The sequence below is a fragment of the Streptomyces sp. NPDC007905 genome (assembly GCF_042959345.1).
Lineage (GTDB): Bacteria > Actinomycetota > Actinomycetes > Streptomycetales > Streptomycetaceae > Streptomyces.
Window position 1 is genome coordinate 50,378 of sequence record NZ_JBIBKS010000013.1, and the last position, 23,314, is coordinate 73,691.

The 23,314-nt window shown below is 72.1% G+C and carries 23 protein-coding genes and 2 pseudogenes; 11 read left to right on the forward strand and 14 right to left on the reverse strand.

Annotation, left to right across the window (positions count from 1 at the left end; genetic code table 11):
- Nucleotides 1-35: 35 nt before the first annotated feature.
- Together ACFZDC_RS23200 and ACFZDC_RS23205 are read right to left on the reverse strand one after the other, a co-directional pair.
- Nucleotides 36-401: an IclR family transcriptional regulator C-terminal domain-containing protein gene (locus ACFZDC_RS23200; protein ID WP_391326624.1), complete on the reverse strand. Its 366-nt coding sequence runs from the start codon at nucleotides 399-401 to the stop codon at nucleotides 36-38.
- Entirely contained in the window at nucleotides 402-1,676 is a 1,275-nt protein-coding gene (locus ACFZDC_RS23205) for a M6 family metalloprotease domain-containing protein (RefSeq protein ID WP_391326626.1), read from the reverse strand.
- A gap of 391 nt (nucleotides 1,677-2,067) precedes the next feature.
- Here ACFZDC_RS23205 and ACFZDC_RS23210 point away from each other — a divergent pair, with 391 nt between their 5' ends.
- The gene (locus tag ACFZDC_RS23210) at nucleotides 2,068-2,709 is read left to right on the forward strand and encodes a TetR family transcriptional regulator (protein ID WP_391326628.1); all 642 of its coding nucleotides are present in this window, start codon (nucleotides 2,068-2,070) and stop codon (nucleotides 2,707-2,709) included.
- Nucleotides 2,710-2,873: 164 nt separating this feature from the next.
- Nucleotides 2,874-4,412 (forward strand): DHA2 family efflux MFS transporter permease subunit, encoded by a 1,539-nt coding sequence (locus tag ACFZDC_RS23215; protein ID WP_391326630.1) that lies wholly within the window; start codon nucleotides 2,874-2,876, stop codon nucleotides 4,410-4,412.
- A 16-nt stretch (nucleotides 4,413-4,428) separates the two neighbouring features.
- Here the strand turns inward: ACFZDC_RS23215 and ACFZDC_RS23220 are convergent, their stop codons facing one another.
- Nucleotides 4,429-4,938 (reverse strand): MarR family transcriptional regulator, encoded by a 510-nt coding sequence (locus ACFZDC_RS23220; RefSeq protein ID WP_391326632.1) that lies wholly within the window; start codon nucleotides 4,936-4,938, stop codon nucleotides 4,429-4,431.
- A gap of 132 nt (nucleotides 4,939-5,070) precedes the next feature.
- On the opposite strand from ACFZDC_RS23220, the gene ACFZDC_RS23225 reads away from it, so the two are divergent.
- Nucleotides 5,071-5,859, forward strand: coding sequence for a dioxygenase (locus ACFZDC_RS23225; protein WP_391326926.1), 789 nt, complete (start codon nucleotides 5,071-5,073; stop codon nucleotides 5,857-5,859).
- Nucleotides 5,860-5,869: 10 nt separating this feature from the next.
- Here the strand turns inward: ACFZDC_RS23225 and ACFZDC_RS23230 are convergent, their stop codons facing one another.
- Nucleotides 5,870-6,388, reverse strand: coding sequence for a GNAT family N-acetyltransferase (locus tag ACFZDC_RS23230; RefSeq protein WP_391326634.1), 519 nt, complete (start codon nucleotides 6,386-6,388; stop codon nucleotides 5,870-5,872).
- Between the two features lie 192 nt (nucleotides 6,389-6,580).
- Between ACFZDC_RS23230 and ACFZDC_RS23235 the strand changes: the two genes are divergently transcribed.
- Nucleotides 6,581-7,579, forward strand: coding sequence for a sigma-70 family RNA polymerase sigma factor (locus ACFZDC_RS23235; RefSeq protein ID WP_391326635.1), 999 nt, complete (start codon nucleotides 6,581-6,583; stop codon nucleotides 7,577-7,579).
- A gap of 549 nt (nucleotides 7,580-8,128) precedes the next feature.
- On the forward strand, nucleotides 8,129-8,779 hold the full coding sequence (locus ACFZDC_RS23240; protein WP_391326928.1) for a TetR family transcriptional regulator: 651 nt from the start codon (nucleotides 8,129-8,131) through the stop codon (nucleotides 8,777-8,779).
- Between the two features lie 26 nt (nucleotides 8,780-8,805).
- Here ACFZDC_RS23240 and ACFZDC_RS23245 read toward each other — a convergent pair whose 3' ends face one another.
- The gene (locus ACFZDC_RS23245) at nucleotides 8,806-9,792 is read right to left on the reverse strand and encodes a WYL domain-containing protein (protein WP_391326637.1); all 987 of its coding nucleotides are present in this window, start codon (nucleotides 9,790-9,792) and stop codon (nucleotides 8,806-8,808) included.
- Nucleotides 9,793-9,854: 62 nt separating this feature from the next.
- Here ACFZDC_RS23245 and ACFZDC_RS23250 point away from each other — a divergent pair, with 62 nt between their 5' ends.
- From ACFZDC_RS23250 to ACFZDC_RS23270, 5 genes are all read left to right on the forward strand, one after another.
- Nucleotides 9,855-11,372: a DHA2 family efflux MFS transporter permease subunit gene (locus ACFZDC_RS23250; protein WP_391326639.1), complete on the forward strand. Its 1,518-nt coding sequence runs from the start codon at nucleotides 9,855-9,857 to the stop codon at nucleotides 11,370-11,372.
- A gap of 174 nt (nucleotides 11,373-11,546) precedes the next feature.
- The gene (locus ACFZDC_RS23255) at nucleotides 11,547-12,308 is read left to right on the forward strand and encodes a DeoR family transcriptional regulator (RefSeq protein ID WP_391326930.1); all 762 of its coding nucleotides are present in this window, start codon (nucleotides 11,547-11,549) and stop codon (nucleotides 12,306-12,308) included.
- Complete coding sequence (pfkB, locus tag ACFZDC_RS23260; RefSeq protein ID WP_391326640.1) at nucleotides 12,305-13,252, forward strand: 1-phosphofructokinase; 948 nt, start codon at nucleotides 12,305-12,307, stop codon at nucleotides 13,250-13,252. The genes ACFZDC_RS23255 and pfkB overlap by 4 nt, the downstream gene beginning before the upstream one ends.
- Before the next feature lie 286 nt (nucleotides 13,253-13,538).
- Complete coding sequence (locus tag ACFZDC_RS23265) at nucleotides 13,539-15,668, forward strand: fructose-specific PTS transporter subunit EIIC (RefSeq protein WP_391326642.1); 2,130 nt, start codon at nucleotides 13,539-13,541, stop codon at nucleotides 15,666-15,668.
- A 108-nt stretch (nucleotides 15,669-15,776) separates the two neighbouring features.
- A complete protein-coding gene (locus ACFZDC_RS23270; protein WP_391326643.1) occupies nucleotides 15,777-16,031 on the forward strand; it encodes a hypothetical protein in 255 nt (84 codons plus the stop codon).
- Between the two features lie 229 nt (nucleotides 16,032-16,260).
- On the opposite strand, the gene ACFZDC_RS23275 is transcribed toward ACFZDC_RS23270, so the two are convergent.
- From ACFZDC_RS23275 to ACFZDC_RS23290, 4 genes and pseudogenes are all read right to left on the reverse strand, one after another.
- Entirely contained in the window at nucleotides 16,261-17,007 is a 747-nt protein-coding gene (locus ACFZDC_RS23275) for a DUF6227 family protein (protein ID WP_391326645.1), read from the reverse strand.
- A 157-nt stretch (nucleotides 17,008-17,164) separates the two neighbouring features.
- Nucleotides 17,165-17,314: a hypothetical protein gene (locus ACFZDC_RS23280; RefSeq protein ID WP_391326944.1), complete on the reverse strand. Its 150-nt coding sequence runs from the start codon at nucleotides 17,312-17,314 to the stop codon at nucleotides 17,165-17,167.
- A gap of 180 nt (nucleotides 17,315-17,494) precedes the next feature.
- Entirely contained in the window at nucleotides 17,495-18,523 is a 1,029-nt protein-coding gene (locus tag ACFZDC_RS23285; protein ID WP_391326647.1) for a P1 family peptidase, read from the reverse strand.
- Nucleotides 18,524-18,563: 40 nt separating this feature from the next.
- A pseudogene (locus ACFZDC_RS23290) lies at nucleotides 18,564-19,105 on the reverse strand (low temperature requirement protein A); the annotation flags it as partial.
- 50 nt (nucleotides 19,106-19,155) lie between these two features.
- Here ACFZDC_RS23290 and ACFZDC_RS23295 point away from each other — a divergent pair.
- The gene (locus tag ACFZDC_RS23295; protein ID WP_391326649.1) at nucleotides 19,156-19,332 is read left to right on the forward strand and encodes a hypothetical protein; all 177 of its coding nucleotides are present in this window, start codon (nucleotides 19,156-19,158) and stop codon (nucleotides 19,330-19,332) included.
- 32 nt (nucleotides 19,333-19,364) lie between these two features.
- Here the strand turns inward: ACFZDC_RS23295 and ACFZDC_RS23300 are convergent.
- The 5 genes and pseudogenes from ACFZDC_RS23300 to ACFZDC_RS23320 form a co-directional block, all read right to left on the reverse strand.
- Nucleotides 19,365-19,560: pseudogene (locus ACFZDC_RS23300) on the reverse strand (large conductance mechanosensitive channel protein MscL); the annotation flags it as partial.
- Between the two features lie 17 nt (nucleotides 19,561-19,577).
- The gene (locus ACFZDC_RS23305; protein WP_391326932.1) at nucleotides 19,578-20,156 is read right to left on the reverse strand and encodes a hypothetical protein; all 579 of its coding nucleotides are present in this window, start codon (nucleotides 20,154-20,156) and stop codon (nucleotides 19,578-19,580) included.
- Between the two features lie 308 nt (nucleotides 20,157-20,464).
- Entirely contained in the window at nucleotides 20,465-21,298 is an 834-nt protein-coding gene (locus ACFZDC_RS23310; protein WP_391326651.1) for an S-methyl-5'-thioadenosine phosphorylase, read from the reverse strand.
- Between the two features lie 100 nt (nucleotides 21,299-21,398).
- Nucleotides 21,399-21,716: an FmdB family zinc ribbon protein gene (locus tag ACFZDC_RS23315; protein ID WP_391326653.1), complete on the reverse strand. Its 318-nt coding sequence runs from the start codon at nucleotides 21,714-21,716 to the stop codon at nucleotides 21,399-21,401.
- A 68-nt stretch (nucleotides 21,717-21,784) separates the two neighbouring features.
- Nucleotides 21,785-23,080: an MFS transporter gene (locus ACFZDC_RS23320; RefSeq protein ID WP_391326655.1), complete on the reverse strand. Its 1,296-nt coding sequence runs from the start codon at nucleotides 23,078-23,080 to the stop codon at nucleotides 21,785-21,787.
- Nucleotides 23,081-23,314: the final 234 nt, after the last annotated feature.

Here is a 23,314-nt window from a genome sequence, read left to right on the forward strand (position 1 = left end):
GATCGGGGGCCGGGACGTGAGCGGATGATCTCGGGTCAGGAGGGGGTGACCCGGGGGAAGCGGGATGCGGTGTGCAGGTCCGTCTGGATGGGGTCGGCGGTCGCGCGGAGCGCGGGGAGCAGGTCCTGGACGCAGCCCTCCAGGGTGCGGCGGGCCGCGTGCGTGGCCACGTTCAGCGCGGCGACCGCCCGGCCGGTCCGGTCCCGTACCGGTACGGCGATGGCGCGCAGGCCCGACTCCAGCTCCTCGTCGGTCAGGGCGTAGCCCTGTGCGCGGACCTCGGCGAGGGCGGGGGGCAGGGGCTCGTCGGTGTCCGCCAGGAGGACGCGGCCCGGCGACGACTCCGGCGCGGCCGCCCCCCTGCCGCGTGCCCCGCGTGCGCCACCGCCGACACCCCGCACCTAACCGCGCGTCACCCGTACCCGGTAAGCCCCGGCAGGGTCCCCGCTCAGCACCACGACGGTGATGCTGTGCTGAGGGTCCTTGAAGGTCTCGCCGGGGGTGAACGGGGCGTCGGAGAGTTCGGTGTGGACGTTGGGGCTGCGGGTGCAGCCGCCGCTGTTGCGGTGGGCGTCGTAGACCGTGATGGGGCCGCGTCCGGTGTCCACCGTGGAGTCGACCCGGTAGATGAGGATGCCCGGTTGGCACACCACCTCGTCGTTACCGCCCGGTGCGCGCAGCTCCAGCGCGTACACGCTCCGTGCGTCGATCGGCACGATGACGAGTTTCCCGCCGCCTTCCTTGTACAGCGGTGTCAGCGTGTACTCGACGCTGCCCGGGCCCGCGGCGCAGCCGACCTGGGTGCCGTCCAGCCAGCCCAGCTTCCACTTGTGCCAGCCGAGCAGGTCGTTGTTGGCCCCCCAGTCCTCGCTCATGATGTCCCAGTGCCCGACCGCGCTCCCGCCCTCCTGCGTGTACAGGTCGGGCAGGCCGAAGGTGTGGCCGTTCTCGTGGGGCAGGACGCGGTAGCCGGTGCGGGCGTAGGAGCCGGAGCCGTCGTCCTGGCGGGAGTAGACGAAGGACGCGTTGGCGATGGGGACGCCGTCGGCGATCGGGGCGTCGGAGTTGCCGGCGAAGGTCACGGACAGCACCGTGTCCAGGGCGGAGGGGCCGGCGTTCGGGGTGATCAGCACGTTCAGCAGGTCGTACGAGCGGAAGTCCACGTCGGGATCGGCGGCGGCCACGATGTCCTGGACCAGGTCCCGGTACCCGGGGTCGAAGGGGGCCCCGCGCTCTATGCCGTACGCCTTGAAGGGTTTCGGCATCCGCAGCCAGGAGGTGATGGGGGTCTCGGGGTGGTAGTCGAGACGGCCGTACGACGCCGAGCGGAACCACTCCTGGGTCTGCGGGAAGAACTCGTGGAAGCGGTCGAGCGCGCTGCCCTGCCCCGGCGCGTCGGAGAAGTCGACCATCAGGGTCAGGGCGTGGACCGTGCCGGTGGAGTGGGAGTAACCGGCGGGGGTAGGGAAGCCTTCCGTCATCTGCACGTCAAGGCCGCCGCGGATGATGCAGGGCGAGAGGGCGGAGGAGCGGGCCAGGCCTATGGGCCCGGCGGTGGTGGGCGCCGTCAGATGCCCGGTCCCGGCCGAGGTGCTGACCGCGAGGGTCAGGACGGTCACCGCGGCGAGGGCGGCCACGCGGCGCGGGCGTATGCGGCGGCGGGGCGACTGCGGCATGCATGGACCTTCCGCTCCACGGCAGCCGCCGGTCACCGGCTGCACCTTTGCGATCACCCTGTGTCGAAGGGGTGGAGGGCGCGCGCTGGAGGAGACCGATCGTGGGAAAGCGCGGCGCGGGAGGGTGGCAAGCGCGCTCGACAGGTGTGACCCAGGTCACGGGAATTCTTTCCGGCGGTGGAAATAACCGGGGAACCCTTCCCCGTTTAGACCTGTGTCCGAGCGAAACGGGGAAGGGCTCCCCGGATCACCTCACGGCGATCAAGGGAGTCCTTCCGCGGATCACCCCACGGCGATCACCCCACGGCGATCACCCCACGGCGATCACCTCACGGCGATCGCCCCACCGCCTCGGACGCGCCCATGACCCGATCGACCCAAGGAGTACGCCGTGCAGACCGCAGTCCCCACGCGCAAGGCGCCCCGGCCCCGCGCCGACGCCCTGCGCAACCGGGAGCGGATCGTCACCGCCGCCCGGGAGATGTTCGTCGAGCACGGCCCGGACGTGCCGCTCGACGAGATCGCCCGCCGGGCCGGCGTCGGCAACGCCACGGTGTACCGCAACTTCCCCGACCGTGACGCCCTCGTCCGCGAGGTCGTCTGCTCCGTGATGGACCGCACGGCCGGGGCGGCCGAGCAGGCCCTCGCGGAGACCGGGGACGCCTTCGCCGCACTGGAGCGCTTCGTGCACGCCGCCGCCGACGAGCGGATCAGCGCGCTGTGCCCGATGATCTCCAGCGCCTTCGACCAGAACCACCCCGACCTGGAAGCGTCCCGCGAACGCGTCGAGCAGCTCGTCGAGGAGGTCATGAGCCGCGCCAAGGCGGCCGGGCAGCTCAGGACCGACGTCGGAGTCGGCGATCTGATGATCGCCGTGGCCCAGCTCAGCCGGCCCCCGGCCGGTACGGACTGCCTGTTCAGCGACCGCTTCGTCCACCGTCATCTGCAGCTGTTCCTGGACGGGCTGCGGGCCCCGGCCCGCTCCGCCCTGCCGGGCACGGCGGTGACCATGAAGGAGCTGCGTCAGTCCTGACCCTCTCCCCTACCACTCCCGCGACCGCTTAGTTCCGCACAGCACAGCGGTCCCACCACACGGCAGGCTTCCGGCCTCACGGTCGGCGAGCCGCACCCCACTGTTCCCTTTTTCTGCTTTTTCTGCCCTTTTTCCGTCATCGAAGTCCCGAAGTGGGTATCCCCATGTCCGAAACAGCCCTCAAGGCTCCCGGCGCCGCCGCACGGAGCGGCGACGCCAACCGCTGGAAGGCGCTCGTCTTCATCGCGCTCGCCCAGCTGATGGTCGTCCTCGACGCCACCATCGTGAACATCGCCCTGCCCTCCGCCCAGCAGGACCTCGGCATATCCGACGGCAACCGCCAGTGGGTCGTCACCGCTTATGCCCTCGCCTTCGGCGGCCTGCTGCTCTTCGGCGGCCGCGTGGCCGACCTGTGGGGCCGCAAGCGCGCCTTCGTCATCGGCCTGGTCGGCTTCGCCGGGGCCTCCGCCCTGGGCGGCGCCGCCACCACCGGCGCCATGATGTTCGGCGCCCGCGCCCTGCAGGGCGTCTTCGGCGCCATGCTGGCGCCCGCCGCGCTCTCCCTGCTCGCCGTGATGTTCACGGACGCCAAGGAGCGCGCCAAGGCCTTCGGCATCTACGGCGCGATCGCCGGTGGCGGCGGTGCCGTCGGCTTCATCCTCGGCGGTGTGCTGACCGAGTACCTGGACTGGCGCTGGACGTTCTTCGTGAACATCCCCTTCGCCGCGGTCGCCGCGCTCGGCGCGTACTTCGTCATCCGTGAGCCGGAGGGCGGCCGCAACCGCTCCCCGCTGGACATCCCGGGCGTGGTCCTGTCCACCCTCGGTCTGGTCTCGCTCGTCTACGGCTTCACCCGCGCCGAGTCCGACGGCTGGGGCGACGCCGTGACCGTGAGCCTGTTCATCGCCTCGGCCGTCCTGCTGCTGGCCTTCGTCGTCACCGAGGCCAGGGTCAAGGCTCCGCTGCTGCCCCTGCGCGTGGTCACCGACCGCAACCGCGGCGGCATCTACCTCTCCCTCGGCATCGCGATCATCGCGATGTTCGGTACCTTCCTGTTCCTGACCTACTACCTGCAGGTCGTCAAGGGTTACTCGCCGATCAGGACCGGCTTCGCGTTCCTGCCGATGATCGCGGGCATGATGGCCGGCTCCACCCAGATCGGCACCCGCCTGATGACCCGTGTCCCGGCGCGGGCGCTGATGGGCCCCGGCTTCCTGGTCGCCTCGGTCGGCATGCTCCTGATGACCCAGCTGGAGATCGGCTCGTCGTACGCCTCGACGATCCTGCCGGCGATGCTGCTGCTCGGTCTCGGCATGGGTACGGCGTTCATGCCGGCCATGTCCCTGGCCACCCTGGGCGTCGAGCCCCGGGACGCCGGTGTCGCCTCCGCGATGGTCAACACCTCGCAGCAGGTGGGCGGCGCGATCGGCACGGCCCTGCTGAACACGATCGCCGCCTCCGCGACGACCGCCTACATCAAGGACCACATCGCCGGCGCGACCTCCCGGTCGCAGCAGGAGCTGGTCCAGCTGCAGGGTCAGGTGCACGGCTACACCAACGCCATCTGGTTCGCCGCCGGCATGCTGGTGCTCGCCGCGGTGATCGTCGTGGGCTTCGTCAACGCCGGCCGTCCGGACACCACCCCGACGGCTTCCGGCGAGAGCGTGCAGGACGACGTACCGGTGCCGGTGGTCGCCCACTGAGCGTCCGTACGGTGACTTAGCGGAGCCAGGGCAGGTCCGCACCCGCTTCGTTGGGCTGAAGGCCCTCGGCGACGATCTCCATGATCTCGCCGAGGGTCTTCCGCTGTTCCGGGGTCAGCCGCTCGAACAGCGCCTGCCGCACGGCGGTCACATGGCCGGGCGCGGTCCTGCGCAGCACCTCGGCGCCTTCGTCGGTGAGCACCGCGAACTGGCCGCGCTTGTCGGAGGGGCAGTCCTCGCGGCGGACCCAGCCGCTCTTTTCCAGCCGCGCGATCGCGTGCGACAGCCGGGAGCGGGTGATCTTCGAGTTCCTCGCCAGCTCGGTCATCCGCAGCCGGCGGCGCGGTGCCTCGGCGAGGCCGACGAGCAGGCCGTAGTAGATGTGCGGCATACCCGCGTCGCGCTGCAGCTGCCGGTCGAGGTGGTCCTCCAGCAGGGTGGTGGCATGCAGGTAGGCACGCCAGACGCGCTGCTCCTCGTCGGTGAGCCAGCGGTGCCGGCCGGCGGAGTCCATAGCCGTGTTCATGTGTCCCACTGTACGGGGCATCTCCTTGAAATTTGAACAATTCGGGCGTACGCTGCCGGTAAAGCTTGAGAGTTAAAACATCCGAGTATCAGCATCCGTGTGATGCGCATCGAAGCATTGGGAGCCGCCGCCATGTCCGCCGCCACCCAGGAGCGCATGCCCGCCCTGTACCTCAGTCACGGCGCCCCGCCGCTCGCCGACGACCCGATCTGGCCCGGCCAGCTCGCCGCCTGGTCCGCCGGCCTGCCGCGTCCCAAGGCGATCCTCATCGTCTCCGCCCACTGGGAGGAGGCACCCCTCGCTCTCGGCGCCACGCAGACCCTTCCCCTGGTCTACGACTTCTGGGGCTTCCCCGAGCACTACTACCGGGTCCAGTACGCCGCCCCCGGCGCGCCCGAGCTGGCCGAGTCCGTGCGCAAGCTGCTGCGCGCCCCCGGCATCCCCGTCCAGGACATCCCCGACCGCGGACTCGACCACGGCGCCTACGTCCCCCTGGTCGAGATGTTCCCGGCCGCCGACATCCCGGTCCTGCAGATCTCCATGCCCACCCTCGACCCGGTCCGCCTGATGGACATCGGACGCAAGCTCGCCCCGCTGCGCGACGAGGGGGTGCTGATCGTCGGCTCCGGCTTCTTCACGCACAACCTGGCCGCCCTGCGCCACGCGGGCGGCGTGCCGAGCTGGTCCTCCGAGTTCGACGACTGGGGCAGGCGGGCCCTGGAGGCCCGGGACTGGGACGTCCTGCTGGACTTCCTCCGCAAGGCCCCGGCCGGCCGCTACGCCCACCCGCGCACCGAACACTTCGCCCCGCTGTTCGTGACCATGGGCGCGGCGGAGGCGGGCGGCGAGCTGGACGCCCAGACGTCGGTGATCGACGGGTTCTGGATGGGGCTGGCGAAGCGGTCGGTGCAGTTCGGCTGACCCGGCCGGACTACAGGTCCTTCTCGTACCAGGCCACGTCCCAGTAGCGGCCGAACTTGCGCCCGACCTCCCGGTACGTGCCGACGTGCCGGAAGCCGAAGCGGGCGTGCAGCCGCTCGGAGGCCTCGTTGGGCCGGGCGACACCGGCGTAGGCTCGGTGGACGTCCTCGTCGGCCAGGGCCTTGAAGAGGGCGTCGTAGAGCAGTGTGCCGATCCCGCGGCGGCCGGCGTCCGGGGCGACGTACACCGAGGTCTCCACGGATGTGGCGTACGCGGGCTTCGGCCGGTAAGGGCTGGATGTGGCGTACCCCAGAATCCCCTGAGAGTCCGCGTCCGTGGCAACCATCAGGCGGTACGGACCGTCTTCCGGGTGGGAGAGCAGCCAAGGGCGGCGCTCTTCCGCAGTGAAGACCGCCGTGTCGAATGTGATGGCCGTCTCACGTACGTAGTGGTTGTAGAGGGCCGTGAGGGCGTCGAGGTCGCCCTCGACTCCCGGTCTGACCTGCACCTCTGTACGTCCGGACGACATCAGGCCTCCCCGTGTGGCCGACAGGGTACTGCATGATCAGAAAAATTGGGGGGCGGGTTGGGAATTCTGTCCGGATTCCAGTCGTTGTTTCCCACGGATGCAGGGCACTCGAGGAGAGTCCCAGAGACAGTCCCCGGAGTGCCGAGCGTCCATAAGGACCACCCGCCAGCCCACCATCGCAAGGGAGCACGCATGGCTACCCGTGCCGTCGCCCGTCGTCAGTCCGCCGCCGGCGAGACGGTCGACTCGGCAAGGAGTGTTCGCGCCCGTGGCGGCGAGACCGCCGACCGCGACCTGGTCGGCATGTACCTCGACGAAATCGCGCGTACGCCGCTTCTGGACGCCGCCAAGGAGGTCGAGCTGTCCCAGACCATCGAAGCGGGTGTGTTCGCGCGGCAGGTCCTCGAAGGCGAGGAGGAGTCCGCGACGGACGCCACCCGCGAGGAGCTGCACGCCCTGGTCGCCGCCGGGGAGCGGGCCAAGGAAGTCTTCATCCGTTCCAACCTCCGCCTGGTCGTGGCGGTGGCCCGGCGCTACCCGCGCAGCGGCCTGCCGCTCCTCGACCTGATCCAGGAGGGCAACGCCGGCCTGGTGCGCGCCGTGGAGAAGTTCGACTACCGCAAGGGCTTCAAGTTCTCGACGTACGCCACGTGGTGGATCCGGCAGGCCATCACCCGCTCCATCGCCGACCAGTCCCGCACGATCCGGCTCCCCGTCCACCTGGTGGAGGAGCTGGGCCGTATCCGCCGCGTCCAGCGCGAGTTCAACCGCGAGAACGGGCGCGAGCCGGAGCCCGCGGAGATCGCCGCCGAGCTGGACTCGACGCCGGAGCGCGTGACCGACGTGCTCGACTGGTCCCGTGACCCGGTCTCGCTCAACATGCCGGTGGACGACCAGGGCGAGACGCAGTTCGGCGACCTCCTGGAGGACACCTCCGCGGTCTCCCCGGAGCAGTCGGTCCTCACCCTCCTGCGCAGCGAGGAACTGGACGACCTGATCGGCCGCCTGGACCAGCGCACGGCCTCCATCATCAAGATGCGGTACGGCATCGAGGACGGCCGGGAGCGCACGCTGACCGAGGTCGGCAAGGAGCACGGCCTGACCCGCGAGCGCATCCGCCAGATCGAGAAGCACGCGCTGCTCGAACTGAAGAAGTTGGCCCGCCAGACCGGCTTCGACGCGGCGGCGTAACGGGCGTACGAGCCCGCCGTGCGCGTACGCCCGGTGGCGAAAGACGGCGCAAACATGGCGAGGTACCGCCGCTTCAACTCCGGGGTCCGAGGGAAAAACCCTTCAGGGCCCAGGAGTTGGGCCCCAGGACCGCACTCCCACCCTGCGCACACACCCCACATCCGGCTCGGCCGACACCCGGCCCGGCCGGGCAAGTGAGCCACGTCCCGACGCAATCCCCCCCGGCGCCGGGACCTTCCCAGAGCCGGGCTTCGGCGCCTACCCCCCCCCGGGCGCCGGAGCCCGGCTTTTCGGTGTTGCCGGGGTGGCGCGGAGACGGGACGGTGGGGTCGGTGCAGGTGCCAGGGGTGCTGGAAGCGGCGGACACGCTGGATCCGACGGGCCACCCCGTACCTGAACCCCGGGGCGGCCCACCGGATGGCAGATTCTGCCACATCGGCATAGCCTGCCGGGGTGAGCACCCCCAGCACTACCGGCAACACCCCCCACCAGCCTGTTCCCGCCACCTCCACGGTGTCCCTCACCGAGCGCCGTAAGGCGGAGACCCGCATGGAGATCGCCCGCGCGGCGGCGGCCCTCTTCGTCCGCCAGGGCCTGCGCGCCACCCGCGCCGAGGACATCGCCCAGGCGGCGGGCATCGCCCCGCGCACCTTCTACCGTTACTTCGCCTCCAAGGAGGAGGCGGTGGCACCCCTCTACGCGGCAGGCGCCCAGTGCTGGACGCAGGCGGTGCGCGAGGCCCCGGCCGCCCTCACCGTCCCGGAGGCCCTGCGCCACGCGGTCCACCACACCCTCACTCCCGGCGCCGGTGTGTCGGCATCGTCCTGGGAATGGGTCCGCACCCTGATCCGCCTGGCCGACGCCAGTCCCGCTCTGCGCAAGGTCTGGGCGGAGGTCTGCCAGGCATCGGAGGGAGCGCTCGCGGAGATCCTGGCGGAACGGTTGTCACCGCCCGTGGAAGCGTCCGCCGCTCCCCGCGACAACGTTGCCGACCCGGCCCGGATCCCCCCTCACCTCCGCTTCGCGGCAGCGGTCGCCGGCGCGGCAGTCCGGGTGGCCGTCGAATCCTGGGCCACCACGACCTCTTCGCCGACAGGCCCCGACGGCCCGGCAGCCCTGGCCCTGCACAACTTGGAGGCGCTGGGGGACTTCGGGTGGGGGGAGGAAGGCCAGGCCCTGTCGCCGAACGACAGAACCTAGGGGGCGTGGCGCCCCCCGTCATGGCCTCACGGCCCACCCGGGCTCGGCCCGCTTCCCGCCGCCCGACTCAACCGTCCACCCAACTCGCGTACGCACTCCGCCAGTTCAGTGGGCCACCGCACCTCGAACTCACAGCCCGCCATCGCCAACCGCACCGCCAGCCACTCCACCGGATCCCCGGTGGCCCCCCGCAGCACGCACCCGCCCTCGGCGTCCGCCTCCGGTACCCCGAGCCACTCCGGCACCCGCGAGGACACCGCCTGTGCCGACCCGGCGAACCGCACCTCGAACTCGTACGTCTCCTGCCGTCGTTGGATCGACCGGCGCAGATACTCCGCCGCGCTGCCCTCCGGCAACTCCCGGGCAGCGAACCGCACTCCGGTGGCGAACGGCTCCCGCACCCGGTCGACCCGGAAGGTCCGCCAGTCCTCCCGTCCGAGGTCGTACGCGACGAGGTACCACCGCCGTCCCGTCGACACGAGCCGATGCGGCTCGGTCAGCCGCCGCGACTCACCGCCGTCCTTGTCCCGGTAGGCGAACCGCAGCCGTTCCCGCCCCGCCACCGTCGACGCCATCACGGTCAGCGTCTCCGGCGCGATACTCGGCCCGTCCCCACTGGTCAGCGGTGTCGTCGCGGCCTGCAGCGTAGACACCCGGTGCCGCAGCCGCGCCGGCAGCACCTGCTCCAGCTTCGCCAGCGCCCGCACCGACGCCTCGTCCACCCCCTCCACCGCGTGCCCGGCACCGGCACGCAGCCCGACCGCGATCGCCACCGCCTCCTCGTCGTCGAGCACCAGCGGCGGCATCGCCTTGCCCGCGACCAGCCGGTACCCGCCGTCGGCGCCCTTGGTGGCCTGTACCGGGTAGCCCAGGTCCCGCAGCCGGTCGATGTCCCGCCGCACGGTGCGGCGGGACACCCCGAGCCGGTCGGCCAGCTCGCCGCCGGGCCACTCGCGCGGGGTCTGGAGGAGCGAGAGCAGCTGGAGGAGCCGAGCCGGAGTGTCCGTCGTCATGCGTCCGAGAATGCCGCACATCTAGGACATGATCTGACCTAATGAGGCCCTAGCTTGGACGCATGACCTCCACGGAACAGACCCCCGACGCTCAGCGGACACCGGGCGACCGCCGCCGCTGGTTCGCGCTCGCGATCGTGATGACCGCGGCCTTCATGGACCTCGTCGACGTCACGATCGTCAACATCGCGATCCCCTCGATCAAGAAGGACGCGGGCGCCTCCCTCAGCCAGATCCAGTGGATCACCGCGGGTTACGCCCTGGCCTTCGCCGCCGGTCTGATCACCGGCGGCCGCCTCGGCGACATCCACGGCCGCCGCCGGCTGTTCCTCCTCGGCATCGGCGGCTTCACCCTGGCCTCGGCGCTGTGCGGCTTCGCCGCGAACCCGGAGATGCTGGTCGCTTCCCGCATCCTGCAGGGCGGCATGGCGGCGATGATGGTCCCGCAGGTCCTGTCGATCGTGCACGCCACCTTCCCCGCCCACGAACGCGGCAAGGTCTTCGGGTTGTTCGGCGCGATCGTCGGCCTGGGCGCGGTCTCCGGCCCGCTGCTCGGCGCACTGCTGACGGAGTGGAACCTGTTCGGGCTGGAATGGCGGCCCATCTTCCTGATCAACCTGCCGGTCGGCATCGTCGCCTTCCTGCTCGGCCGCCGCTACATCACCGAGTCCCGCGCGCCGAAGGCACTGAAGCTGGACCTGGTCGGCGTCGCCCTGGTGACCCTCGGCCTGCTGATGCTGCTCTACCCGCTCACCCGCGGCCGCGAGCTGCACTGGCCGCTGTGGGGGTACGTGTGCATGGCCGGCGCGCTCGGCGTGTTCGCGGCGCTGGTGGCCTACGAGCGGCGCAAGGCGGCCCGTGACGGCTCCCCGCTGATCGAGCTGTCGCTGTTCCGGGTGAAGAGCTTCGCCGCCGGTATCGCCGTACAGACCGTCTTCGGTGTCGCGCTCGGCATCTTCTTCCTGGTCTGGACGCTGTACATGCAGATGGGTCTCGGCTGGAGCCCGCTGCGGGCCGGCCTGACCGGCGTGCCGTTCTCGATCGCGGTGTCGACGGCGGCCGGGATGTCGGTGCAGAAGCTGGTCCCGAGGTTCGGCCGCAAGGTGCTCCAGGCGGGCGCGCTGGTGATGGCGGCGGGCGTTCTCCTCTACATCTGGGAGGCGCACCGGTACGGCCTCGCCATCGCCTCCTGGCAGATGGCCCTGCCGCTGGTCGTGATGGGGGCCGGCATGGGGCTGATCGTCGCCCCGCTGACGGACGCGGTGCTCTCGGAGGTGCCGCGCGAGCACGCCGGTTCGGCGTCCGGTCTGATCAACACCGTGCAGCAGATGGGCAACGCGCTCGGTCTCGGACTGGTGTCCGTGGTGTTCTTCGGGGTGATCGGCGACCGGCTGACGGCCGCCCAGGTGGGCCCCGCCTTCGTGCACGGCTTCCAGCACGCGCTGTGGTGGGTCGCCGGGATCATGGGCGTGATCTTCCTGCTGATGTCCGCCCTGCCCAAGCATCCGGCGCAGCATGCGGAGGGGGCGGCGGACGGGGAGCTTCCGGTGGCGGGCAAGGAGTCCGAGCTGGTGGCCTGACCAGGTACGACGAACGGCCCGGTGCCGAGCAGGTACCGGGCCCTTCTGCTGCCCGGACAGAAGCGGAAGTCCGTTCATGCCCGATTCGAACCGGAATCTGTTTACTTTTCGGACATCTCGACATAGTCTCCCAGTGAAACCACACGTTCGGGCATGAGTCGGAGGCGAACGGACATGTACGCACCGGAGCGGCACCAGGAGATCCTCCGGATCGCCCGTGACGGCGGCCGGGTGGACGTGCTGTCGCTGGCCGAGGAGTTCCAGGTGACGGCGGAGACGATCCGCCGGGATCTGAAGGCCCTCGACCGCGCCGGCCTCGTCCGCCGGGTGCACGGTGGCGCCATCCCGGTCGGCCGTCTCGACTTCGAGCCGGACCTCGCCGAACGCGAGTCCACCGCCGCCGGCGAGAAGGACCGCATCGCCAAGGCGGCCCTCGCCGAGCTGCCCGCCGAGGGCACGATGGTCCTCGACGCCGGTACGACGGTGGCGCGGGTGGCCGCGGCCATCCCGCTGGAGGCCTCCCTCACCGTCGTCACGCACAGCCTGCCGATCGCGGCCCGCCTCGCCGACCACCCGGGCATCCAGCTCCACCTGGTCGGCGGGCGCGTACGGCACCGTACGCGCGCCGCTGTGGACGCCTGGGCACTGCGCGCGTACGGCGAGATCCGTGCCGACGTCCTGTTCGTCGCCGCCAACGGCTTCTCCGCCGAGCACGGGCTGACCACCCCCGACCTCGCCGAGGCCGCGGTCAAGCGCGCGGCCATCGCCGCCGCCCGCCGCGTCGTCCTCCTCGCCGACTCCGCCAAGCACGGTCAGGAGCACTTCGCCCGCTTCGGCGCCCTGAGCGACGTGGACCTGCTGATCACCGACAGGGGGCTGAGCCCCGACGACGCCGCCGTCATCGAGCGTGGCGGCACGGAAGTGGTGCGCGCATGATTCTCACCGTCACCCCCAACCCCTCCCTCGACCGCACCTACGAGGTCGTCGCCCTGAAGCGTGGCGAGGTCATCCGCGCCGACACCGAGCGCACGGACCCCGGCGGCAAGGGCGTGAACGTCTCGCGCGCCGTCGCGGCCGCCGGACAGCGCACGGTCGCCGTCCTGCCCCTGGGTGGCGCGCCGGGGGCGCTCGTCGCCGACCTGCTCGACGCGCAGGGCATCGAGGTCGCGCCGGTCCCGATCGCCGGAGCCACCCGCTCCAACATCGCGCTCGCGGAGTCGGACGGGGTGCTCACGAAGATCAACGCGCCGGGCCCCGAGCTGTCACCGGCCGAACAGGAACTCCTCCTGGACACCGTCCGCGCACAGTCCCGGGACGCCGACTGGATCGCGTGCTGCGGGAGCCTGCCCCGGGGGCTCGCGCCCTCCTGGTACGCCGATGTCGTCACACGGGCGCACGCTGGGGGCGCACGCATCGCCCTGGACACCTCGGGGCGCGCGCTCCTTGAGGCGCTGCGCGCGCGGCCCGACGTGGTGAAGCCCAACGTCGAGGAGCTCGCGGAAGCCGTCGGGCGCCCCCTGGCGACCGTGGGCGACGCGGTGAAGGCGGCCGAGGAGTTGCGCGAGTTGGGCGCACGCGCCGTGCTCGCGAGCCTGGGCGCCGTCGGACAGCTGCTGGTGGACGACGCGGGCACCTGGTTCGGCAGCGCCCGCGTGGACGCCGTACGCAGCAACGTGGGCGCCGGCGACTCCTCCCTCGCCGGCTTCCTGATCGCCGGCGGCACCGGCCCCGAGGCCCTCGCCTCCGCCGTCGCGCACGGCGCCGCAGCCGTCCGGCTCCCCGGCAGCGTGATGCCCACGCCGGCCGACCTGGACCCGGCTGCGGTCACCGTCACGGCCGACGTCCCGGTGAACCGCGACCTGACGGGGCCCGTGTCATGAACTCCCTCGCGCTCCATGGCACCCGCCCGGGAACCCGGCATCTGGGCGGACGCCCCACGCCCGCACGCCCGGACGCACCCGGCCGACCGGCCCCCAAGCGGCGGGGCTCCCCGTTGCTCACCGCCGCAGCGGGAGGGCAGGGCACCCTGAGCCGCTCTGCGGTCCCCAGGAGGCGGGGTCTCCCCGGCTCCGCATCCGTCCACCCCGCTGTCCTCTCCCACAGCACCCCCGTCCCCACCCCCGCCCACCCCACCCCCCGGGCGATACGCGTGCATAGGAGCCCGCGATGAGCGACATGATCACCGCGGACCTGGTCGATCTCGACCTGTCCGCCGACACCAAGGAAGCGGCGGCGCGCGCCCTCGCCGAGCGCATGGTGGCCCTGGGCCGGGTGACCGACCTGGAGGGCTTCCTCGCCGACGTGGCCGCCCGCGAGGCGCAGATGCCGACCGGCCTGGACGGCGGCATCGGCATCCCGCACTGCCGCAGCGCCCACGTCACCGAGCCGACGCTCGCCTTCGGCCGCAGCGCCGCCGGGATCGACTTCGGCGCCCCCGACGGACCCGCCGACCTGATCTTCCTGATCGCGGCCCCGGCCGGCGCCGACGACGCCCACCTGACGATCCTTTCGTCACTGGCCCGGCAGCTGATGAACACCGAGTTCACGGACGCACTGCGCTCGGCCCGGGACGCGGCGACGGCGGCCGCGCTGATCCGGGGGGAGGAGGCGCCGGCCGCAGCGGCCGAGGGCGCCCCGGAAGACACCGCTGCGGCGTCGGGGGCGGCCTCCGCCGACGCCGCGGCGGGCAGTACGGCGCGGGACGCGGGAGCGGGTGCGGATGCCGTCGCCCCGGCTCCGGCGCCGGCCGCCGCGGAAGGCGCTCCCGCCGCCGGTGCTGCCGGCACCGGTGAGCGGCCCTTCCGTGTCGTCGTCGTCACCTCCTGCCCGACCGGCATCGCCCACACCTACATGGCGGCCGAGTCCCTGGAGAACGCGGGCCGCGAGGCCGGTGTCGAGGTCGTCGCCGAGACGCAGGGCTCGGCCGGCTTCACCCGGCTCGACCCGGCGGTGATCGCGGCGGCGGACGGCGTGATCTTCGCGCACGACGTCCCCGTACGGGACAAGGACCGCTTCGCGGGCAAGCCGACGGTCGACGTCGGGGTGAAGGCCGGCATCAACCGCCCCGCCGAGCTGATCGGCGAGGTGCGCGGCAAGGCCGAGCGCGGCGAGGTCACCTCGGGTGCCGCATCCGGGACCCCCGTAGAGCGGGGCGGCGACTCCACCGAGGGCTACGGCACCAAGCTGCGCAAGTGGCTGATGAGCGGCGTCAGTTACATGGTCCCGTTCGTCGCCGCCGGCGGTCTGCTGATCGCCCTCGGCTTCGCGATCGGCGGCTACAAGATCAACAAGGCGCCGTCGGTGATGGACCACTTCGTGTGGACCCAGGCCGACAGCTGGGGCGCCCTGCTGTTCCAGATCGGTGTGGTGTCCTTCGGGTTCCTGGTCCCGGTCCTTGCCGGCTACATCGCCTACGGCATGGCCGACCGTCCAGGACTCGTCCCCGGCTTCGTCGGCGGCTCGATAGCCCTCACCATCAACGCCGGCTTCCTGGGGGGCCTGGCGGCCGGTCTGATCGCCGGTGGCGTGGTGATGGCGATTCAGAGGATCAACATCCCGGGGGCCTTGCGCGGCATCATGCCGGTGGTGGTGATCCCGCTGATCTCCTCGGCGATCGTCGGCTTCCTGATGTTCGTCGTGATCGGCAAGCCCATCGCCTCCGCCCAGAAGGGCATGACCGACTGGCTGAACGGCCTCACCGGCACCAACGCCGTCCTGCTGGGTGCCCTGCTCGGCCTGATGATGTGCTTCGACCTGGGCGGCCCGGTCAACAAAGTGGCCTACACCTTCGCCACGGCCGGCATCGCGGTCGCCAGCCCGAGCGACTCGGCGATGAAGATCATGGCCGCGGTGATGGCGGCCGGCATGGTCCCGCCGCTGGCGATGGCCCTGGCCACGACGGTCCGCGGCAGGCTCTTCACCCAGACCGAGCGCGAGAACGGCAAGGCCGCCTGGGTGCTGGGTGCCTCCTTCATCTCCGAGGGCGCCATCCCGTTCGCCGCGGCGGACCCGCTGCGGGTCATCCCGTCCGCCATGGTGGGCGGTGCGGTCACCGGCTCCCTGTCGATGACCTTCGGCGCCACCCTGCGCGCCCCGCACGGCGGCATCTTCGTGGTCCCGCTGATCGGCAACCCGTTCCAGTACCTGATCGCCATCGCGGCCGGCGTGTGCGTCACCACCGCCCTGGTCGTCCTCCTCAAGGGCATGCGCAAGCAGGCCCCGGAGACCACGTCCACCGACCCCGCCGCGGGTCCGGCCTCGGCGGCCAAGGGGGCGAAGCAGCCGGTGGCCGCCTGAGGGCCGCCACCTGTTGTCCCTTTGGCGAGCTGTGAGTTGTTCACGGCACCTGCGAGATACGTCACGGTCCGGGACCACGGTCCCGGACCGTGGTGTCTACTGGGGCCCATGCCTGAGCACGTCCCGACTCTTGAGCTGACCGGCATGGCCGTCCTCACCGTGGCAGCCGTCGCCTGGGCCGTCGTGGTGATGCGACTGCTGCGCCGCGCCCGCGTCGAGGCCGCCGCCGAATGGGATGCCGCCGCCACCCTGCCGGCGCTACTGGACCAGCCGCAGGACGGCCCCCCACGCGAGTCCGTCGAACTGACCCCGGCCGAACAGGACGCCTTCGCGGGCCTGGTACGACAACTCGGCCACCGCTGACGCCAGGACGCCGAAGCCCCGCTCCGCGCCCAGTGCTGTGACCGGAAGGGTTCACCGGCTCGCGACGCCCGGCACGGCACCTCGCCGCGTTGTCGCATCACCCGAGTACATCCAGTTCGCGGGCGATGCTCCGCCTTGCGATGCTCCTCCACTGCCTGAACGGCGTGGGAGGTGCCCCCAGCACCGGACGCCGCGAGCTTTCCGGCAACCCTGCCGGTCACAGCACTAGCTAGCCATGCCGCGCCGCGCGCTGCTCCATGGCGTCGCGGGCCGCGGCCTCCGTCGCGTAGACCTCGCACATGTGCCGCCCGTCGGGTGTCGCCGTGTGCTCGACCTCCCACAGGGAGATCTCCCGGCCGTCGGGCAGCAGGAACGCGTGCTCGTACAGGGCGAAAGTCAGTCCCGCGCGGGCGGCTCGCCCGGGGCGTCCGAACGCCTGGGTGATCTGATGCGCGGACGCCGTCGCCAGCAGGTCCGCCGTCTCCGCGCCCGGACGGTCGGGGTTCTCCGCACGGCGCAGCAGCCGGCGTGCGTGGTCCGCCGAGTCGTCCGGCGCGTAGACGTGCCGGGGCTCGGGGACCGCCCACAGCTGCATCAGCGCCGGCAGCTCGAACTCCGGGGTCTCCGGCGGCAGCGGGAGCCGGGCGGTGGCGGCGTGCAGCTCCTCCTCGTCGACGTACACCTCGTGCTGTGCGTCGCCGCCCGGGGCGGTGTTGTGGACCAGCTCCCACAGCGTCACCGCCGAGCCGTCGGCGAGCAGCCAGGTGTGCCGGTACGTCTCGCGGTGCAGCCCCGCGCTGTGGTGGGCGGAGAACAGGGAGCTGTCGTGCGCCAGCGCGCGGTCGAGCCGCCTTATCACCTCGTCGGGCAGCTCGAAGGAGTTCAGGGCACGGCCGAGGAGTCGCGCGAGATGCTCCTCCGGAGACTCGGGCGACTCGGCTGGTTCGTACGCTGCCGTCTCGTACGGAACGCTCAAGGCTTCTCCCGGCGTTGCTGCATGTCACCTTGTGGGTGCATACCGTAGCCCCTCGGTCGGACATCGTGTCCCGGAACCGAGAAAACGTCTGCCCGGAAAACGCGAGGGCCGCGCGAAAAGTTCCCGCGCGGCCCCGCGGTGCGTCAAAAGCCGCCGCTCAGGCGGCACTTCCCGCGGCCCAGGCGCTCCACGACATGTCCCAGCCGTTGAGCCCGTTGTCCGGGGCGACCGTGGTGTCCGGCGCGTCTTCACGCGAGTTCTTGCCGCCCTTGCCGTCGCCGTCGGTGGGTTGGCGCTGCCGCCGCACGCGGTCAGGGTGAGGGCGCCGACCAGCAGGGCGGCACAGGGCCCCCAGTGCACGCCGCGCCGCGATGTCCGGCGTTGTCACGGGCTGCTCCAGGCTCGTGTGATGTGCGTGAGCCGTTCCAGTGCGTGGACAAAGAGGGACATGGCCCCGGGCACCAGGGCCCCATCGCCGGCCCAGTGCCTACCGTGTCCCGTACAACTCCTCGTACGACGGCCACACTCCACCCGGCCCGTCGACCGATTCGGAGGCGCGCACGGCACGCACGATCGCGCGCGTCACAAGGTCCGCGCCCGCCGCGAGGATGTCGTTGAGCGCCAGCGGGTGTCCATTGCCGAGCGGGCGCCTGCCCGTCGCCAGCGCGAACACCGTGTCGCCGTCGTGCAGCAGGTGCACCGGCCGCACGGCGCGTGCGATGCCGTCGTGCGCCGTGCCCGCCATCTTCTGCGCCTGGGCCTTGGTGATGTCCGCGTCGGTCGCGACCACCGCGAGCGTGGTGTTCAGCGGCGGGGACGGATTCGTGGAGGCGGCCTCGTCCAGGCGCCGACGCGCGGCCCGGTGCACGCGCTCCTCCGGATACGCGACGCGGCCTTGGAGGAACTCCCCGTACAGCGCGCCCGTTTCGGGATCCACCACCGCCCCCGCGGCGTTCACGACCACCAGTGCGGCCACGGTGATGCCCGAATCGAGGACCGTGCTCGCGGTCCCCACTCCGCCCTTGATTCCCCCCGCCACGGTGCCGGTACCCGCGCCCACGCAGCCCTGAGCGACCCGCGCGCCCGGTGCGCTCGCCGCTGCCGCCTCGACCGCCGCGCGGCCGGTCGCCGCGTCCGGGCGGGCGCGGAAGTCGCCGCCCCGCCCCAGGTCGAAGACGCACGCGGCAGGGACCACCGGCACGACGTGCGCCGGATCCGTCCCGACCGGCACCCCGCGTCCGCGCTCCTCGAGCCAGGCCATGACGCCGGACGCCGCGTCGAGCCCGTACGCGCTGCCTCCGGTCAGCACGACGGCGTCGACCTTCTGCACCATGGTGCGCGGGTCGAGGGCGTCGGTCTCCTTGGTGCCGGGGCCGCCTCCGCGGACGTCCACGGCGGCGACGGCGCCGCCCTCCGGTGCGAGCACGACCGTGGTGCCGGTGAGCCAGCCGTCCCCGGTGCGGGTGGCGTGCCCCACCCGCAGTCCGGCGACATCTGTCAATGCGTCAACTGTCATGGGGTCAGTCTCGCCCATCCCGGGGAGGCATCAGCAGTGGTCAGGCGGCGGATGCCGGCGTGTGCGCGTGCCGCTCGCGGAAGGCCGTGCGGGTCGTGAGCGCCGCCCCGGCCGCCCCGGCCGCCGCGGCGGCCGCCGACACGAGGCCTGCCGTGAACACCGCCCACTCACCCAGGAAGGTGCAGCAGACCACCAGCAGTGCCGTGACCGGAAGCACCAGCTGCTGGGTGATGCCGACCTTGAAGTGCCGGGAGTGCAGCGCCCATACGGTCAGCAGGTACAGCGCGGTCGGCAGGGTCACGGACGCCGAGGCGGGCAGCGTCGATATGTGCGCCCTGCCGACCGTCTGCTCCACCGCCACCTCCAGGCCCGCGCCGATCGCGGCGGCCGAGGCGAAGATCAGGTAGTGCCCGTAGCCCCAGAGGAACGCCTGCCCGTTGGAGCGCAGATGGGCACCACGAAGTAGATCCACCACGCGGAGAAGACGATCAGCAGGCCGCCCGCCGCGATCGGCAGCAGCTCGCCCAGCGCGTCGTGCTCGTCCACCGCCGACTTCACGGCGACCGTGGCGGCGGCGATCGTCGTGCGAGCTCTCTGCCGGCCCGCTCGGACCGGGGCCGTACCCTTGAGGCATGAGCACCGCCCCCGAATCCGAGCCGCGCGACCCGAAGGCGGCGCTGGTCTTCGACGACCCGCTGAGCCGGCAGTCCTCGGACGACACCGACCGCGGATGGGGCGAGCGCCCGGTCGGCGACAGCGCCGCCGACCTGAAGCGCTTCCTCGACGAGAAGCCGCCCCACCACCTCTGAGCCGCCCGCGGGGGGCGCCGCCAGCGGGCGTCGTGCCCCGAACCGCGCTGCGCCACCAGCGCGTCGCGGGTCTCCTTGAGGACCTCCAGCTCGGTCACGTCCATGAACCCCCTGCGTGCCCTCGCGCGCCTTCTTGCTGGCCTCCCGCCGGGCCAGGTGCTTCGACATCGGCAGGACCATCAGGAAGTACACGACGCCCGCGGCGATCACGAAAGTGAGCGTGGCGCCGAAATGGCCGCAGCCGGTCACCACAGCGTCACCGCCAGTCGTGCCGTGGCGCTCGCGCCGACGAGCCGTGCCGCCGTGCTGCGCGGCACCGACAGCACGACCAGCGCCCCGCTCTCGGCCGCACCCTCCAGGGGCTCCGGCACCCTCGTCACCCGCACGCCGCGTGCCAGCACCTGGGCAGCGCCCCCGGTCGACGGGTCCTCGGCGGCGATGACGTCAACCCGGTCACCGGGCCGCAGCAGTCGGACGGTGGCGGCGTCGGCGATCCGCACCGGCGCCGTCACCACGTCCACGGCTCGGTGCCGCGGGACGGGTTCCGTGACCGGGTGGCCGCGGGCGCGGTCGGCGTGGGGCGGGTGCGTGGTGGTCCGCGGCCCCGTCGCCACCAGCGCGGCCGCGGTCACGGCGAGGCCTGCGGCGAGGGCCAGCCTGCGATGCCGTACCAGCCGCTGCCACTGATAGCGCCCGCCGCGCACGCGCACCGGCGCGAAGGGCGGGACCTCGCAGGTCGCCGGGGCATCGGTGCCCAGCGGACGCGGGAGGCGCAGGGGATGCGGGACGGGGGAGCGAGGGGGCGGGGAAGAGGGCTGGGAAATGGGCGGGGAAGTGAGTGGGGGAGAGGACGCGGACGGAGTGAGGGACGACGAGCACGACGTGAATGACGCGGGCGACGAGCACGACGCGGGCGACGCGGATGACGAGGTCAAGGGCATGAGGACCACCGGTTGCGACGAGGAATTCGGCTTGCGATGCCACGATGAGGCCTCGCGCCGAATCCCGCCGGAGCCGGTGGACGACGGGCAGGTTGTGGACAACCCGCCCACCCGAACGAGTAGTTCCGCCCGATCAGCCGCCGGGCTCCCCCTCAGCGGCCTCGGCTCGTGCGCCGCCCCCGCGTCTCGCGCTACGGCAGTTCGAAGCCCGGATCCATCCCGCCGAGCGCGTTCACGCACAGGCAGTCCCGCGCCCCTGTCTCCGGCAGCGCCGCCACCGCGTCGAACAGCACACCCCGCAGCCGGTCCACGTTGGCCGCGAACACCCGCAGCACCTCCTCGTGCGAGACGCCCTCGCCGGTCTCCGCGCCGGCGTCCAGGTCGGTGACCAGGGTCAGCGAGGTGTAGCACAGCTCCAGTTCGCGGGCGAGCGCCGCCTCGGGATGGCCGGTCATGCCCACCACCGACCAGCCCTGCGCCTGGTGCCACAACGATTCGGCGCGGGTCGAGAAGCGCGGCCCCTCGACCACGACCAGCGTGCCGCCATCCACCGCTTCCCAGTCCCGTCCGCGCGCCGCCTTCAGCGCGGCGGCCCGCCCGGTGGGGCAGTAGGGGTCGGCCATGGACACGTGCACCACATTGGGCACCGTGCCGTCGGGCAGCGGCAGGCCGTCGAAGTACGTCTGCATCCGGTGCTTCGTCCGGTCCACGAACTGGTCCGGTACGAGCAGGGTGCCCGGACCGTACTCGGGGCGCAGGCCACCCACCGCGCACGGTCCGAGGACCTGCCGGACGCCGACCGAGCGCAGAGCCCAGAGGTTGGCGCGGTAGTTGATGCGGTGCGGTGGCAGGTGGTGGCCGCGGCCGTGCCGGGGCAGGAAGGCGACCCGCCGCCCGGCGATCTCGCCGAGGAAGAGGGAGTCGCTGGGCTGCCCGTAGGGGGTGTCCACCTGGACCTCGGTCACGTCGTCGAGGAACGAGTAGAAGCCCGAGCCCCCGATCACGCCGATCTCTGCGTTCGCCATGACGAGCACACTAGCTGCCCGCTGAACCGCGGGGGAGCCGGTGCCCGGGTATACCTGAGGCCCTGTCGTCGCACGACGGCAGGGCCCGGGGAGCGCGATCTCAGGCTGCGGAGCTGCTGGTGGAGCTCGACGACGAAGACGACGACGAAGCCGTCGAAGACGACGACGAGTCCGACGACGACTTCGAGTCGGACGACGACGAGCCGGAGGACTTCGACGCCGGGCTGCTGCTCGACGTGGAGCCGCGGGAGTCGTTGCGGTAGAAGCCGGAGCCCTTGAAGACGATGCCGACCGCGGAGAACACCTTCTTCAGGCGGCCACCGCAGCTGGGGCACTCGGTCAGGGCGTCGTCGGTGAACTTCTGCACCGCCTCGAGGCCCTCGCCGCACTCGGTGCACTGGTACTGGTAGGTCGGCACTGTCTTCCTCCTGGCACTCTCACTCGATGAGTGCTAACGCACGATCCATAGTGACGTATTCCGGGGGATCAGTCCACCGCCACCGGCACGCGGTGACCGACGCCACGTGCGACGGTGCGGTTCCGGGGCCGGGCGGCCAGCAGCGACCGCAGCGCCACCAGGGTGCCCAGCGCGAGCAGGGTGCCGGCCATCGGCACCAGGAATCCGGCGCCGCCCCACAGGCGGTCCTCCAACTGTCCGGCGACCGTGACGGCGGCCGCCTGGCCGAGCGCGACGGCGCCGGTCAGCCAGGTGAACGCCTCGGTGCGGGCCCCGGCCGGGACCAGGTCCTCCACCAGGGTGTAGCCGGTGATCAGGGCCGGCGCGATGCACATGCCGACCAGCAGGCCGAGGCCGGCCAGCAGCAGGACCGAGTGGGCCGTCCACAGCGCGGAGGCGGTCACGGCGAGCGCGGCGTAGCCGACGACCAGGCGCCGCTGCGGGGCTGCCTTCCAGGCGATCGCGCCGCAGGCGATGCCGGAGAGCATGTTGCCCGCGGCGAAGACGCCGTACAGGACGCCGTTCAGGCCGGGCTCGCCGATCGACTCGGTGAACGCCGCCAGCGACACCTGCATGCCGCCGAAGACCGAGCCGATGCCCAGGAACGTCACGACCAGGACGCGCACGCCCGGGACGCGCAAGGCGGAAGCGTGCTGCACGCGCGCGTGCCCGTTCTCGGAGGTCACGGGCGGCTGCGTGCTCTTCTGCGCGGCGAACAGCAGACCGCCGACGAGCGTCAGCGCGGCCTCCGTCACCAGACCCGCGGACGGGGTCACGGTCGTGCACAGCGCGGTCGCCAGCAGAGGCCCGAAGACGAAGGTCAGCTCGTCCGTCACGGACTCGAAGGCCGCCGCGGTGGCCATCAGGGGCGAACCCTGCAGCCTCACGCCCCAGCGTGCGCGCACCATGGGGCCGACCTGCGGCACGGAGGCGCCGGTCGGTACGGCGGCCGCGAACAGGGCCCACAGGGGCGCGTGTGCCAGCGCGAGCGCGGTCAGGGACAGGCCCGACAGCGTGTGCAGCAGGACACCCGGGATCAGGACGGCGCGCTGCCCGTACCGGTCGGCCAGCCGGCCGCTGTACGGCGCGAAGAGCGCCATGGAGACACCGGTGGCGGCCGCGGCGGCGCCTGCGGCGCCGTACGAGCCGGTGGTGTGCTGCACGAGCAGCACGATGGAGATGGTGAGCATCGCGAACGGCTGGCGCGCCGCGAAGCCGGGGAGCAGGAACGTCCAGGCGCCGCGGGTGCGCAGCAACTGTCCGTATCCGGGGCGGGAGGAGTCCGTCGAGGTCTTCGCCGGTTCGGTGGTGACCGTGGATCCCACGGCCCGTGCCTTTCTGCCGCCTGGTAGCGCGGGCCCGTTGCGGGCCCGGGCGCCGAGAGCTGTCCTCTTGCGCGGACTGCGGTGGATACCGGCGCCCACAGTGGGTGTGGGGAGCGTCCCGGCCGCCATACGGTCGCGCCAGCTCTGCGTCAGGCAGAGTTGGTTCGATCAGGGTGCGCCTTCATCGTACAGGGCGTGCCTGCTCATGAGCCTGTGAAAACGAGCACCAGGGGG

Coding starts and splice junctions, on each gene's coding strand:
- ACFZDC_RS23205 (WP_391326626.1), bottom strand. CDS start 1,676: ATGCCGCAGTCGCCCCGCCGCCGCATACGCCCGCGCCGCGTGGCCGCC.
- ACFZDC_RS23215 (WP_391326630.1), top strand. CDS start 2,874: ATGTCCGAAACAGCCCTCAAGGCTCCCGGCGCCGCCGCACGGAGCGGC.
- ACFZDC_RS23220 (WP_391326632.1), bottom strand. CDS start 4,938: ATGAACACGGCTATGGACTCCGCCGGCCGGCACCGCTGGCTCACCGAC.
- ACFZDC_RS23225 (WP_391326926.1), top strand. CDS start 5,071: ATGTCCGCCGCCACCCAGGAGCGCATGCCCGCCCTGTACCTCAGTCAC.
- ACFZDC_RS23230 (WP_391326634.1), bottom strand. CDS start 6,388: ATGTCGTCCGGACGTACAGAGGTGCAGGTCAGACCGGGAGTCGAGGGC.
- ACFZDC_RS23235 (WP_391326635.1), top strand. CDS start 6,581: ATGGCTACCCGTGCCGTCGCCCGTCGTCAGTCCGCCGCCGGCGAGACG.
- ACFZDC_RS23240 (WP_391326928.1), top strand. CDS start 8,129: ATGGAGATCGCCCGCGCGGCGGCGGCCCTCTTCGTCCGCCAGGGCCTG.
- ACFZDC_RS23245 (WP_391326637.1), bottom strand. CDS start 9,792: ATGACGACGGACACTCCGGCTCGGCTCCTCCAGCTGCTCTCGCTCCTC.
- ACFZDC_RS23250 (WP_391326639.1), top strand. CDS start 9,855: ATGACCTCCACGGAACAGACCCCCGACGCTCAGCGGACACCGGGCGAC.
- ACFZDC_RS23255 (WP_391326930.1), top strand. CDS start 11,547: ATGTACGCACCGGAGCGGCACCAGGAGATCCTCCGGATCGCCCGTGAC.
- pfkB (WP_391326640.1), top strand. CDS start 12,305: ATGATTCTCACCGTCACCCCCAACCCCTCCCTCGACCGCACCTACGAG.
- ACFZDC_RS23265 (WP_391326642.1), top strand. CDS start 13,539: ATGAGCGACATGATCACCGCGGACCTGGTCGATCTCGACCTGTCCGCC.
- ACFZDC_RS23270 (WP_391326643.1), top strand. CDS start 15,777: ATGCCTGAGCACGTCCCGACTCTTGAGCTGACCGGCATGGCCGTCCTC.
- ACFZDC_RS23285 (WP_391326647.1), bottom strand. CDS start 18,523: ATGACAGTTGACGCATTGACAGATGTCGCCGGACTGCGGGTGGGGCAC.
- ACFZDC_RS23295 (WP_391326649.1), top strand. CDS start 19,156: ATGAGCACCGCCCCCGAATCCGAGCCGCGCGACCCGAAGGCGGCGCTG.
- ACFZDC_RS23310 (WP_391326651.1), bottom strand. CDS start 21,298: ATGGCGAACGCAGAGATCGGCGTGATCGGGGGCTCGGGCTTCTACTCG.